7 protein-coding genes are annotated in these 12,829 nt (G+C 38.2%); all 7 read left to right on the forward strand.

Annotated elements, in window-relative coordinates; all coding sequences use genetic code 11:
• Positions 1–49: 49 nt before the first annotated feature.
• The 7 genes from P4L16_04065 to P4L16_04095 are packed head-to-tail and all read left to right on the forward strand — an operon-like array spanning position 50 to position 12,508.
• Positions 50–1,021: a phosphatidylglycerol lysyltransferase domain-containing protein gene (locus tag P4L16_04065; GenBank protein ID MDR3624298.1), complete on the forward strand. Its 972-nt coding sequence runs from the start codon at positions 50–52 to the stop codon at positions 1,019–1,021.
• Positions 1,008–2,390 carry an RNA polymerase factor sigma-54 gene (gene rpoN / locus P4L16_04070; protein ID MDR3624299.1) on the forward strand — a complete coding sequence of 461 codons (1,383 nt, stop codon included), beginning with the start codon at positions 1,008–1,010 and terminating at the stop codon, positions 2,388–2,390. Before P4L16_04065 ends, rpoN begins: the two co-directional genes overlap by 14 nt.
• 57 nt (positions 2,391–2,447) lie before the next feature.
• Positions 2,448–3,881, forward strand: coding sequence for a TolC family protein (locus P4L16_04075; protein ID MDR3624300.1), 1,434 nt, complete (start codon positions 2,448–2,450; stop codon positions 3,879–3,881).
• Entirely contained in the window at positions 3,878–5,020 is a 1,143-nt protein-coding gene (locus P4L16_04080; GenBank protein MDR3624301.1) for an efflux RND transporter periplasmic adaptor subunit, read from the forward strand. Before P4L16_04075 ends, P4L16_04080 begins: the two co-directional genes overlap by 4 nt.
• The gene (locus tag P4L16_04085) at positions 5,020–8,112 is read left to right on the forward strand and encodes an efflux RND transporter permease subunit (GenBank protein MDR3624302.1); all 3,093 of its coding nucleotides are present in this window, start codon (positions 5,020–5,022) and stop codon (positions 8,110–8,112) included. The genes P4L16_04080 and P4L16_04085 overlap by 1 nt, the downstream gene beginning before the upstream one ends.
• Before the next feature lie 8 nt (positions 8,113–8,120).
• Positions 8,121–11,219, forward strand: a complete 3,099-nt coding sequence (locus P4L16_04090) for an efflux RND transporter permease subunit (protein ID MDR3624303.1) — start codon at positions 8,121–8,123, stop codon at positions 11,217–11,219.
• The gene (locus tag P4L16_04095) at positions 11,216–12,508 is read left to right on the forward strand and encodes a tetratricopeptide repeat protein (protein ID MDR3624304.1); all 1,293 of its coding nucleotides are present in this window, start codon (positions 11,216–11,218) and stop codon (positions 12,506–12,508) included. Before P4L16_04090 ends, P4L16_04095 begins: the two co-directional genes overlap by 4 nt.
• The last annotated feature ends 321 nt before the right edge of the window (positions 12,509–12,829 follow it).

Raw genomic sequence — 12,829 nt, forward strand, 5'->3', positions numbered from 1 at the left:
ATGTGCTAAGAATTTTTATAAATGAAAAAAAGAATATTTACAGGTCTGAATGGAAAGAGAAAAAGTTGTACAGCTTTTAAGGCGCTTTGGTGGGGCTGGGACTGATGCGATTTTAGAGCCAACTTCTCTTATTTTTACGACACCAGAGGTCGATGGACTCATTGGATATCGCTCAGAATTAAAATGTTTTGTAGTTTATGGGGATCCTGTTTGCGCATCAGAAGATATGCTCAAGCTTGTATTAGCTTTTCATCATTATTGTAAATCTCATCACAAACATATTATCTATGTTTCAGCTTCTTACTCGTTTGCAACCCTTGCTATGAGTCATGTTTGTAAGGCTTTGATAAAGTTTGGAGAAGAGCTTTCTTATGATCCTAGTAATGATCCACAAAAGCATGAAGGTTCTCATGGAAGATTAGTTCGTAGAAAAGTGCATCATGCAATCAATGAAGGCACAAAAGTATATGAATATTTAGGGGATGATAAGCAGCTTGAAAAGGATATCAAAGATGTAGCTATAGCTTGGTTAAAAAATAGAAAAGGGCCACAAGTTCATACGGCGCAGGTGAGATTTTTTGAAGATCCTTTTGGAAAGCGTTGGTTCTATGCAAAAAAGGGAAATGAGTTGGTAGGTGCTGTGATGCTGAGCCGGCTTGATGCCCATAACGGCTATCTGTTGACAAACCTTGTAATGACTCCAGAGGCACCTCACGGTACAGCGGAACTTTTGATTGTTTCTGTATTTGATATCTTAAGAAGTGAAGGGTGTCATTTTGTAGTTTCGGGGTCTGCTCCAACAAAGTCACTTAATGAAATTAAGGGCTTTGGCAAGTTATTTTCTTGCCTTATCAGAGGTGTTTACTGTATTGTAAATAAATTATTTCATTTAGGCGGCCATAAAGTATTTTGGGAAAAATTTTGCCCAAAAGAAGAGTCTACTTATCTCTTATTTTCTCATCCAAGTATTGGCATTCGTGATGCAGTGAGTTTAATGCGAGCGCTCAATGTCTCTTTATGATGGTACGCAACATTTAGCACTTATACAAACAACAAGTCAATTTACAAGGCAGCTACAGCGTCTTATGATGTCTCATGAGATGCAAATGGCTTTGCATGTTTTGCAACTGCCTATTTTGGAACTTGCATCTTGTATTGAAGAGGAAATAGAGCTTAATCCCCTTTTAGAATATGAGGATGAAGACCAAATTGCATTCGCTGTGAATCGTTTGGAAGAAGCTTATCAAAATCAGTTTACAACGAAAGAGAGCTTTACTTATAGACAAAATCAAGAAAATTCTCTGTGCTTAAAGCCAACCTTTTTTGAAAGGCTTGTAGAGCAAGCGCACCTTATTTTCGATGGAAAAGACCTTGAGATAGCAGAAATTCTTATAGGTTATTTAGATGATAAAGGGTATTTAACAACACACCTAAAAGAAATTGGCAAAAGTCATGGTCTTGATGGAGATGCCCTTTCTTTTGTTTTAAAAGGTATACAGACTTTAGAGCCTTTTGGAGTGGGTGCAAGAACTCTTCAAGAATCTTTGCTCATCCAGCTTAGCTGTTTAAATAAACAGTCTACTCTTGCCTATAAAGTTATTGATTCTTGTTTTGATGACTTATTGCATGGACGTATGAAGGCTCTTATTGAATCTTTGCATTGTTCTTGTGCAGAGCTTCAAAAGGCTCTTTTTTATGATATTGCAAAATTGGATATGCATCCTGGTTTAAGCATGGAAGCAAATAAGCCTCTTGTCGTGACTCCTGATATTTTTTTAGTCGAAGAGGGCCATGGGCTTTTTGTTGAAGTAAACAGAGCATTTATTCCAAAGCTGCGCTTTAATTTTCAGTATATGAAGTTGCTAAAGCAAAAAGGGCTTCCAAAAGAGACTAAAAAGTATCTTTTAAAAAAAATATCTCTTGGAAAATCTTTTTTAAAAAGTATTGACGAGAGAAATTCTACCCTCTATAAAATTGCAAATTTACTTTTAAAAGAGCAGCACAGCTTTTTAATGGATCCAAATGGTTATTTGAAGCCATTGACGATGCAAACTGTTGCAAAAAAGCTAGAGGTTCATGAGTCTACAATTACAAGGGCTGTTGCAAACAAATATATAGCAACGCCAAGAGGGATGCTCACTTTGCGCTCATTTTTTACTCAAAAGTATGTAGGAAAAAATGGCGAAGAGCTCTCTTCAAATTCTGTAAAAAAGCTTATCTTTGAGCTCATCCAAAAAGAGGATAAAAAATATCCGTCATCAGATGAAACATTATCAAAAGAGATAGAAAAGCTTGGATTTTCTTGTGCAAGACGCACGGTTGCAAAACATCGAAAGGAACTGAATATCGCATCTGCAAAAATGAGAGCGCATTCTGTTCTTGATATTTAAATTTTTCTTCAATATGAATGCTTTATTTAAAATGAAATAAAATAGTTTCAGGTTTTCATGTATTTTATACACAAACAAGTGATCTTTTGGAAGATTACTTTGAGCTTTGCTGTGCTTGTATGTATGTCAAGCTGCCAGGTTTTTCTTCCAGATCCTCCTATATTACCTGTTTCTAAGTGCCACAACAAACCACTTGCATGTCCACCTCCCTATCCTTGTGCCCCTGTCGATTTACCAGACATTTGTAAACCCTTGAATCTTGCACAACTCGTCGATTTAGGGCTTTATAATAGTCCTTTGACAAGGCAAGGGTGGGCTAATTCAAGAGTTGCTGCGGCAAATTTGGGGCAAGCTAACAGTGCTTTTTTCCCTGATATTGCTGTTACATGGACTACAACTAGATCGCTTCCTGCAGAAATTCCTAATACGGGGGCAATTGCAATACCTGTTACTACTTATGTGCCTCAACTAACAGTCTCTTATCTTTTATGGGACTTTGGAGGGCGTGTTGGTGCTATGGAAAACGCGAGGGAGTCTCTTATTGCTGCAGGGTGGAACTATAGTTGGACTGTACAGACAGTGATGTTTAACGTAATTCAAGCGTATTATAACTACTTGAGCGCAATGGCTCTTTTAGAGGCAGATATACAAGATATGAAGGATGCAGAAGTTGCAGTTCTAGCAGCAGAAGCGATGTTTACATCAGGTGTAAATACCATTGTCGATGTTTATCAAGCAAAAGCGCAATATGTCAATACAGAAATGACTGTAGTGCAGCAAAGAGGGGCTGTAGAAACAACAAGGGCAACACTTGCAGTTGCACTTGGGCTTTCTCCCGATACATGTCTCAACATTACAAAACCAGAGCATCTTCCTGTAGAGCGCATTTCATGTGATATTGAGCGCATGCTCGCGGAAGCAAAATGTTGTAGGCCCGACTTAGAGGGGTTGAGAGCTGGTATTCGTGCTCAAGAGGCAACGATTATGCAGCAATATTCAGCCCTATGGCCAACGATTAATGGTCAGTTTACAGGAGGGCGTACCTATGTACATAATGATGGGCATGATAATCATGACTTTTCAGAGTCTCTCATTGTGAATATTCCTATTTTTAGTGGTTTTTCTACTGTCAATGCAATTCGTCAGGCAGAAGCACAAGCGGATTCTTTAATTGCTGGATTTAAAAACCAGGAGTTACAGGCCCTTTTGACAGTAGTCACTAATTATTTTGCTGTTAAAACAGCTATAGAGACGTTCGAATATAGTAAAGTGTATTTAAAATATGCTCAAGAGGCATTTGATGCTGTACTTTTTGGCTATAGAGCAGGTAATAAAATGATCATTGATGTACTTAATGCAGAAACAACACTGAGTAATGCTCGCTCGAGTTACATCCAATCGGAGTTTAACTGGTTTACATCGATTGCTAATTTGGCTTATTCACGCGGTGTACTTATATCAAATGAACTGAAGAAAGAGGGGTTAGAATGAATTCATTTATGTATAGACGCCTATTATATATGCTCTCTTTATTGTGTGTGTTATTTTTTGCATCGGAATGTAAATCTAAAAAGAAACAAGAACCCTACGTGCAACAGCCATTACCTGTACTTATTGCAGACGTCATTAGTGCCAATGTGCCTATTGTAAAGTCATCATTTGGGACATTGCTATCCCCTATTACGATTACTTTGATTGCACAAGTAAGTGGTCAATTGATTAGTGTGCCAGTTTCCGAGGGCGCCTTTGTAAAGAAAGGAGATTTGATAGCGAAAATAGATCCTCGCATTTATGAGGCAAATTTGATGGTTGCAAACGCAAATTTACTGAGGGATCAAGCAGCTCTACTTTATGCAAAACAAACACTTGCCTCTTATGCTGAGTTATTACCGCAAAATTATGTGTCTCAACTTAATTATGAGCAATATGAGCAAAATGTAGCTCAAGCACAAGCGGCAGTGGATTCAGACCTTGCAAGTTTAGCGCTTGCAAAAATTAACTTGGAGTATACAGAGATTAGAGCTCCTATGGACGGGGTTGTAGGCTTTTTCCAGGTAAATCAAGGCAACTTCATCACTGCAGGTAGTAGTAATGCAACCATTACAACATTTTTGCAGGTAGCTCCCATTTATGCACTTTACGCGATTCCTGAAGTAAATTTAGACGTTTTGCGCTCCAACCAAGCTAAAAGTCCATTAAAAGTTACAGCATCTTTTTTAGATAATCTTGATAAAGCAATCATCGGAGAAGTTGTTGTAATCAATAATACAGTGGATACGACAACAGGAACAATATTGGTAAAGGCAGTTTTTCCAAACAAAGACTTATTTGGATGGCCAGGACAATTTGTGCGCCTAAAAACCGAGCTTTATAGAAAAGAAAATGCTGTACTTATCCCTGTTTCTGCAGTGCAAACAGGTCAAAAAGGTGATTTTGTTTATGTTGTAGGTTCAAATGGGACTGTACAGGTGCGCCCTATTGTCACAGGTGAATATTTGGAAGGAGAAGTTGTGATTCAAAGTGGGCTTGAAGTGGGTGAAGTTGTTGTAACAGATGGGCAAATTAATTTATATCCAGGAGCACCTGTACAGCCTATGCAAGAATTGCCACTAAACACAGGAAGTGCTTGATGAACTTATCTGAGCCGTTCATTAAACGCCCTGTAATGACGTGTCTTATTATTTTCGCTCTTGTATTTTTAGGAGTAACCTCTTACAGGCAGTTGCCAGTAAGTGATATGCCCTCTGTTGCCTATCCTACACTTGTTGTTAATGCAAGCATGCCAGGATCAAGTCCTGAAACGACGGCAAATTCAATTACAACCCCGCTGGAGCGGGCATTTATGTCCATCCAAGGCATTCAGACAATTACGTCAACGAGTAGTCAAGGCTCATCTGAGATTGTTTTACAATTTACACTAGACACAAATATTGATGTAGCAGCAGAAGATGTAAGTTCAGCAATATCAGCAACACAGCCATTGCTTCCTCCTAATATGCCCAACAATCCCTCTTATCAAAAAGTAAACCCTGCAGCATCTCCTATCATATACATATTGCTCTCTTCGGGTACTGTTCCACTAGATAAGTTGTATGATTATGCAAACACATTTATTGGCGAGCGCCTATCGATTCTTCCAGGTGTTGCGCAAGTGACAACTTATGGATCTCCTTATGCTGCAAGGTTGCAGCTGGACCCTGAATTGTTGGCTGCAAGAGGATTAGATTTAGCTTCGCTCTCTTCGATTGTTCAGCAAGATAATGCAAATCTTCCAACAGGTGACATTGATGGTCCAACACGTTATTTTCTAATGAATGCAAATGGTCAACTTAATGATGCCAAAGCCTATAATTCCATGTTTATTAATTTTCAAAATAATGCACCACTTACTCTGGAAGATGTTGGAAAGGCTGTCAATGGAATTCAGAATGATAAGAGCTATACAAATTATATTTCTAAGGATCGAGATGAAGCATCAGCAGTTCTTGCTATACAAAGACAGCCCTCAGCAAACACTGTTGCAGTAAGCCATGAAATTCAAAGGGTTCTTCCAGACCTTGCAAAAGCGCTTCCGGCGTCGGTTAAACTCACGATTATTTTCGATCAATCTACATCCATTATTGAGTCGGTAAACGATGTTAAATTTACACTGATTTTGTCATTTATTTTAGTTGTCATCGTGATTTTTATCTATCTTGGAAAGATAACTGATACGGTGATTCCAACACTTGTACTTCCTATGTCCGTGATAGGGACATTTTTTGTTATGGGTCTGTTGAATTACAGCCTGGATAACTTGTCTTTGCTTGCACTTACCCTGTCCATTGGATTTATCATTGATGATGCGATTGTTGTGCTTGAGAACATTGTAAGGCATACAGAAGAGGGAAAGACCCCTTATAAAGCCGCTTTAGACGGCTCTTCGCAGATTAGCGTAACTATTTTTACGATGACAATCTGTCTTTCAGCAGTCTTTATACCTATGCTCTTTATGGAAGGTATGCTTGGGCGTATTTTTCATGAATTTGCAGTTACGATTGTCGTTGCTATTTTATTCTCGGGAGCAATCTCTTTGACACTTACTCCTATGTTGTGTAGTCGTTTTATTCCTGCAAGAGTTAAGACAGACGAGAAAGGTAAAAAACATACGGTGTCAGAGCGCATTAATACATTTTTAATTAAAATTTATGGAACAGTACTTTCTAAGGTTTTGTCACACACAAAAATTACGCTAGTTGTAGGTGTTATTTGCCTTATATGTACAATTCTTATTTTCAGATCATTGCCAAGTACTTTAAATGATAACCAAGATATTGGATTTATCTTAGGGTATACACAAACAAGTCAAGGATCATCCTCTTTGGCAACCATTGCGCACCAGCTGAAAGTGAATCAAGTGATTAAGGAAGATTCCAATGTAGAAGACTTTGTATCCATTGCTGGACAATCAAATAATAGTGGCATTCTTTTTATTCGTCTAAAGCCACCCAAAGATAGATTATCTATGCCTGAAGTGCTAGAAGAGCTTACCCCTAAGTTTAGGGCCATTCCTGGGGTGAATGTCTTCTTACAGAGCATACCTCTTATTAATTTATCTTCTGGGACGGGTAGTAATAGTGCTTATCAATATACAGTATCTTCTTTCGATTTAAAAAAATTATATACATTTGGGAATTTAATGACCCAGAAAATTCAGCAGCTTCCAGGATTTGAAAGCGTCAATAATGACCTTTCTATAGCAACACCTCGTATGGCTATATCAATGAATCGAGAAAAGCTTATCATGTATGGATTGAATGCATCGAGTGTAGAAAATATTTTGGGACTTGCTTATGGAGGTGGAAAAGTTTCTACCATTTTAACACCGGCAAATGAATATGATGTAATCATTGAAGTAAATCCGCTATTTCAAGAGAGCCCAGAGAGTTTAAAATCTTTGTGGTTAAAATCTTCACAGAGTGGAAAGATGATTCCTTTAGAGGATTTAATCACCTGGAAACATACTCTTGGAGCATCTTCAATTAACCATTACAATCAATTTCCATCGATTACCATATCGTTTAATTTAGCAAAGGACTTGCCTGTGAGTGAGGCTTCTAACATATTGGAAAAGCTTGCCGCAGAAACGCTTCCAGTTGGTGTTACAGGTCAAATTGTAGGAGCAGCTCTTGCTTTTGAAGCTACCATGAAAAATTTGACATTTCTGCTCATTATGGCAGTAATTTTTATCTACATGCTTCTTGGCATACTTTATGAAAGCTTTATCCTTCCTTTAACAGTGCTGTCAGCACTTCCCATAGCTGTACTTGGTGCTTTGATTACCCTCTTGCTTTTTGGAGAAATTCTCTCTCTTTATGCCCTTGTAGGTCTTATGTTGCTTATTGGAATTGTACAGAAAAATGGAATCATGATGATAGATTACGCTCATGTGATTCTAAAAGAACCTGGAAAGACAGCTCACGAAGCTATTTATCAAGCTTGTCTTATTCGTTTTAGGCCGATCATTATGACGACTATTGCAGCGATCATGGGCTCTCTTCCTATTGCTCTTGGTATAGGATCAGGTGGCGCTTCAAGAAGACCTCTTGGCCTTGTAATTGTTGGGGGACTCATCTTCTCGCAATTGATAACACTATTTTTGACGCCCGTAGTCTTTCTTTATTTTGAAGCACTACAAGAGTTTTTGATAAGAAAATTTAATATTAAACCGCGCAAAGATTAAGTTTACTTATGAACCTTTCCGAGCCATTTATAAAACGTCCTGTAATGACAAGCCTTCTTGTGTTTGCATTAATTTTTTTGGGTGTTACCTCTTATCGAGAGCTTCCTGTTAGCAATATGCCTTCTGTTTCCTATCCTACATTGGTTGTAAATGCTGGCATGCCAGGATCGAGCCCTGAAACGATGGCTAATTCTGTGACTACACCGCTTGAAAGAGCTTTTATGTCTATTCAAGGAGTGCAGATAATTACATCGACAAGCAAGCAAAGCTCATCTGAAATCATTTTGCAATTCACATTGGATACAAATATTGATGTGGCAGCTGAAAATGTGAGTGCAGCAATTTCTTCAACGCAGCCATTATTGCCTCCAAATATGCCAACAAACCCATCTTATCAAAAGCTTGATCCATCGCAAACGCCTACCCTCTATATTGTGCTCTCATCTCCTGTCATGCGCCTGTCTGATCTTTATGACTATGCTAACACTTATGTCGGCGAGAGAATATCTATACTTCCGGGTGTTGGGCAAATTCAAACCTATGGCTCTCCCTACGCTGCAAGACTTCAGATGGATCCAGAGCTCTTGGCTGCAAGAAAGGTAGATTTTGCTACGATTTCTTCTACGGTGCAGCAAGATAATGCTAATCTTCCCACAGGTGATATTGATGGCTCAACGCGTTATTTCCTTATGGATGCAGATGGGCAGCTTAATGATGCAAAAGCCTATAATTCTATGATCATCAGCTTTCAAAACAATGCTCCGTTGACACTTAAAGCGGTTGGTAGAGCAGTAGATGGGCTGCAAAATCCGCATTACTACAGTACTTTTATCACAAAGGATCGCAATGAAGCAGCAGTTGCTTTGGGTGTATTTAAGCAGCCCTCCGCCAACGCCGTAAAAATTAGCGAATCTGTAAAAAAGATTTTACCAGAATTGGAAAATTCATTGCCAGCTTCTATAAAGCTTACAGTGACTCTTGACTATGCAGACTTTATTACGCAGTCTGTAGACGATGTAAAGACTTCTTTATTGATCGCCTTTTTTCTTGTTGTCATGGTTATTTTTATCTATCTGGGTAAGATAACAGATACAATGATCCCTCTTCTTGTGCTTCCTATGTCGATTGTAGGAACGTTTTTTGTGATGAAATTATTAAATTATAGCCTAGATAATTTGTCGCTTCTTGCATTGACACTATCTATTGGTTTTATAGTAGATGATGCCATTGTTGTCTTAGAAAATATTGTAAGGCATGCAGAACTTGGTGAGAGGCCCTATGAAGCTGCAATGAAGGGCTCTTCACAAATTAGTGTAACTGTCTTTACGATGACAGTGTGCTTATCTTCCATCTTTATTCCTATGTTATTTATGGAAGGGATATTGGGAAGAATTTTTCATGAATTTGCCGTTACAATAGTCATTACCATTTTATTTTCAGGAATTATCTCCCTGACACTAACGCCTATGCTATGTAGTCGTTTTATCCCTGCAAGAGAAAAAAAAGATCCAGCGGATAAAAAGCATACGTTTTCTGAAAAACTGAATATGTTCTTAATTACGAAGTACGGCTTTTTACTTGCTAAAGTATTAAAGCATCCTAGAATAACTTTAGGAGTAGGTATTCTCTGTCTTATTTGTACTGTTTTAATTTTTAGGTCTTTGCCAAGTAGTCTAAATAATGACCAAGATATTGGATTTATTGATGGATACATCAAAACGGCTCAAGGTTCATCTTCTGCAAGTACAAATGCAAAACAATTGCAGGTGAATGAAGTGTTGAGACAAGATAAAAATATAGAAAGTTTTGAGTCTAGCTCAGGTGAATTTAATGATAATGGCAGCTTGTATATTAAATTAAAACCCCTTGCTGAGAGATCTTCTGTTAAGGAGGTCATGAAGGAGTTAGACAGAAAGCTGCGAGAAGTGCCTGGCATCAATGTGTTTTTAAAAAGTAAGCCTTTGATCGATCTTTCTACAGGTACTGGTAGTAATAGTTCCTACCAATATGTTGTGTGTTCTTTTGACTTACAAGATTTATATACTTATAGCACGATCATGACAGAAAAAATAAAGGAGCTTTCTGGTTTTGAAAATGTTAACAATAATCTCACGGTAAGCACGCCTCGCTTGTCCATTATGTTAAACCGAGAAAATCTCATTATGTATGGCCTCAATGCCTCTAGCGTAGAAAATCTTTTAGGGCTTGCTTATGGAGGTGGAAAGGTCTCTACGATTTTGACGGCAGCTAACGAATATTATGTTGTCGTAGAGGTAGATCCTGCCTATCAGCAAAAGCCAGAAAACTTAAAGTCTCTATGGCTCAAATCACCAACAACTGGGAACATGGTGCCTTTAGAGGATTTAATCTCTTGGAAAGAAACGCTGGGTGCATCGAGCATCAATCATTATAATCAGTTTCCGTCCGTTACCATCTCTTTTGATCTTGCAAGGGATCTGCCTTTGAGTGAGGCCTCTCTTATGTTGGAGAACCTTGCTGCTAATACGCTTCCTGCAGGAGTAACGGGACAAGTTGTAGGGGCAGCTCTTGCTTTTGAAGCTACCATGAACAGTATTGTATTTCTTCTTGTTGTAGCCGTTATTTTTATCTACGCTATTTTGGGTATCTTGTATGAGAGCATCATTCTTCCTATAACGGTGCTTTCGGCGCTTCCCATAGCCGTTCTTGGTGCGCTGATTACGCTTTTAATTTTTGGGGAAATTTTATCTCTTTATGCAATGGTAGGACTCATGCTTCTTATTGGGATTGTGCAAAAGAATGGGATCATGATGATAGATTACGCTCATGTGATTTTAAAAGAGCCTGGAAAGACAGCCCATGAGGCTATTTATCAAGCTTGCCTTATTCGCTTTAGACCCATCATCATGACAACGATTGCAGCTATTATGGGATCACTTCCTGTGGCTCTTGGACTAGGAGAGGAAGGCTCCGTAAGACAGCCCCTTGGCCTTGTCATCGTTGGAGGACTCATTTTTTCTCAATTGATTACGCTGTTTTTGACACCTGTTGTCTTTCTGTATTTTGAATCTTTACAGGAGTTTTTGATAAAAAAATTTAAGATTAGAACACAGCTTGAGGTTACATGATGATCGTTAGACTTCTTTTATTACTTTTGCCTTGTTTTTGCTTTAGTGTGGAAGCCTTTGATGAGGCTCCTAATGAAATGGGATATAAAACTACTAAACAGCTCATGCAAGAAGCAAATCACTATCTGGAGAAAAATGAGCTGCAAAAGGCTGTCAATGCATACAGAAGAGCCATCTTATATACCACAACGGACGCAAATGCCCACTTTGGCCTTGGTATCGCCTTAGAAAAGGAGGGCAATATAAAAGATGCAATGCGAGAATTGCAATCGGCATTAATTTTTAATCCAGGTTTAGTTCCAGCTTACGATGAACTTGGAAAGTTATTTGAGAAGCAAGGCATGTTAAATCAGGCTTTAAGTTATTATTTAAGAGCATCAATAATCGATCCTTATTTTTCTAAGTACGTTTATGTGTCTATGAAGGATCTTCGCACTGTTTTTCCAGAAAGAAGAGAAAAAGAAGTAGAGGCTTTGCAATCTTTATTAAAAAAAGACTCTCTTAAAAATAAGTCCGTATATGTTTATGCTGATGAGCCTATAGAAGATAAGATTCTCTTTTCTCGCTATCTTCTTCGTTTAAGAGAAACTGGTGCAAATGTGATTTTTGTACCACCTATGGGTATGCAGAAAACTTTTCAATATTCAATGGGTATAGACGTAAAAAGTCCGCTTCAATTGGAAGATGAGATTTTATATGATTTAAGAGTGCCACTTGGAGCTCTGCCCCTTATTTTTAATACAACATTGACGACGATACCTTATGTGGATGGTTATTTGAAGGTAGCCTTAGATAGAAAATCTATCTATAAAGATTGGGTTGAAAAAGGATCACTTCGTATAGGCATTGCTTTTCAGGCAGATGAGCTTATTAAAACAATACCTCTTACTAACTTATTGTCTTTTAAGGGCTTGTCAAATGCAAGCTTTTACCTTCTTCAAGGTGTGTTAGATCAAAAGCAGATGGAAAGTATTACAAAAGAGATGGATATTATAAGTCTTACAAATGAGATTACACCCTTAGATGAGCTTGTGGATTTAATAGATAATTTAGATCTTGTTATTACAGCAGATAATACAGTAGCAAATATTGCAGGTGCTTTAAATAAGCCTGTGTGGGTGTTACTTCCCATAGAGCCAAGTTGGTGGTGGTTTATGGAGGGAGGTAAATCGTATTGGTATAACAGCGCAAAGCTCTTTCGGCAGACGAAAGAGGGAAGCTGGCAAGAGCCTGTGCAAGAGATGCAAGAATCTCTCAAGCATTTTCAAAAATTATTTTACAACTTATGAGTATATGCACAATTCTTCATTAGAACTTCTTTCGAAACTACAATCCCGTGCCTGATCCTGCCTATCTTGTTATTATTTAACGCTAGCTCGATTTTCAACTATCTGCTAATCAATAACTTGAATAGTTAAAACACGGAGACGCGGAGACACGGAGACTTATAATTTATCATTTATGATGCGTTCTACACCCTTTGTATATTACATTTACAGGGACTTGTGTTTGAATTTGCAATCCTTGCAACGACAATTCATGACATAATGCAGACTCATATACACTTTCAAGCAAACCAGGCCCTCCAAGCACCTTATGGACTTCAATAG

It is taken from the genome of Chlamydiales bacterium (assembly GCA_031292375.1).
Lineage (GTDB): Bacteria > Chlamydiota > Chlamydiia > Chlamydiales > VFKH01 > JARLHF01.

Coding starts and splice junctions, on each gene's coding strand:
- P4L16_04075 (MDR3624300.1), top strand. CDS start 2,448: ATGTATTTTATACACAAACAAGTGATCTTTTGGAAGATTACTTTGAGC.
- P4L16_04090 (MDR3624303.1), top strand. CDS start 8,121: ATGAACCTTTCCGAGCCATTTATAAAACGTCCTGTAATGACAAGCCTT.
- P4L16_04065 (MDR3624298.1), top strand. CDS start 50: ATGGAAAGAGAAAAAGTTGTACAGCTTTTAAGGCGCTTTGGTGGGGCT.
- P4L16_04095 (MDR3624304.1), top strand. CDS start 11,216: ATGATGATCGTTAGACTTCTTTTATTACTTTTGCCTTGTTTTTGCTTT.
- P4L16_04080 (MDR3624301.1), top strand. CDS start 3,878: ATGAATTCATTTATGTATAGACGCCTATTATATATGCTCTCTTTATTG.
- P4L16_04085 (MDR3624302.1), top strand. CDS start 5,020: ATGAACTTATCTGAGCCGTTCATTAAACGCCCTGTAATGACGTGTCTT.
- rpoN (MDR3624299.1), top strand. CDS start 1,008: ATGTCTCTTTATGATGGTACGCAACATTTAGCACTTATACAAACAACA.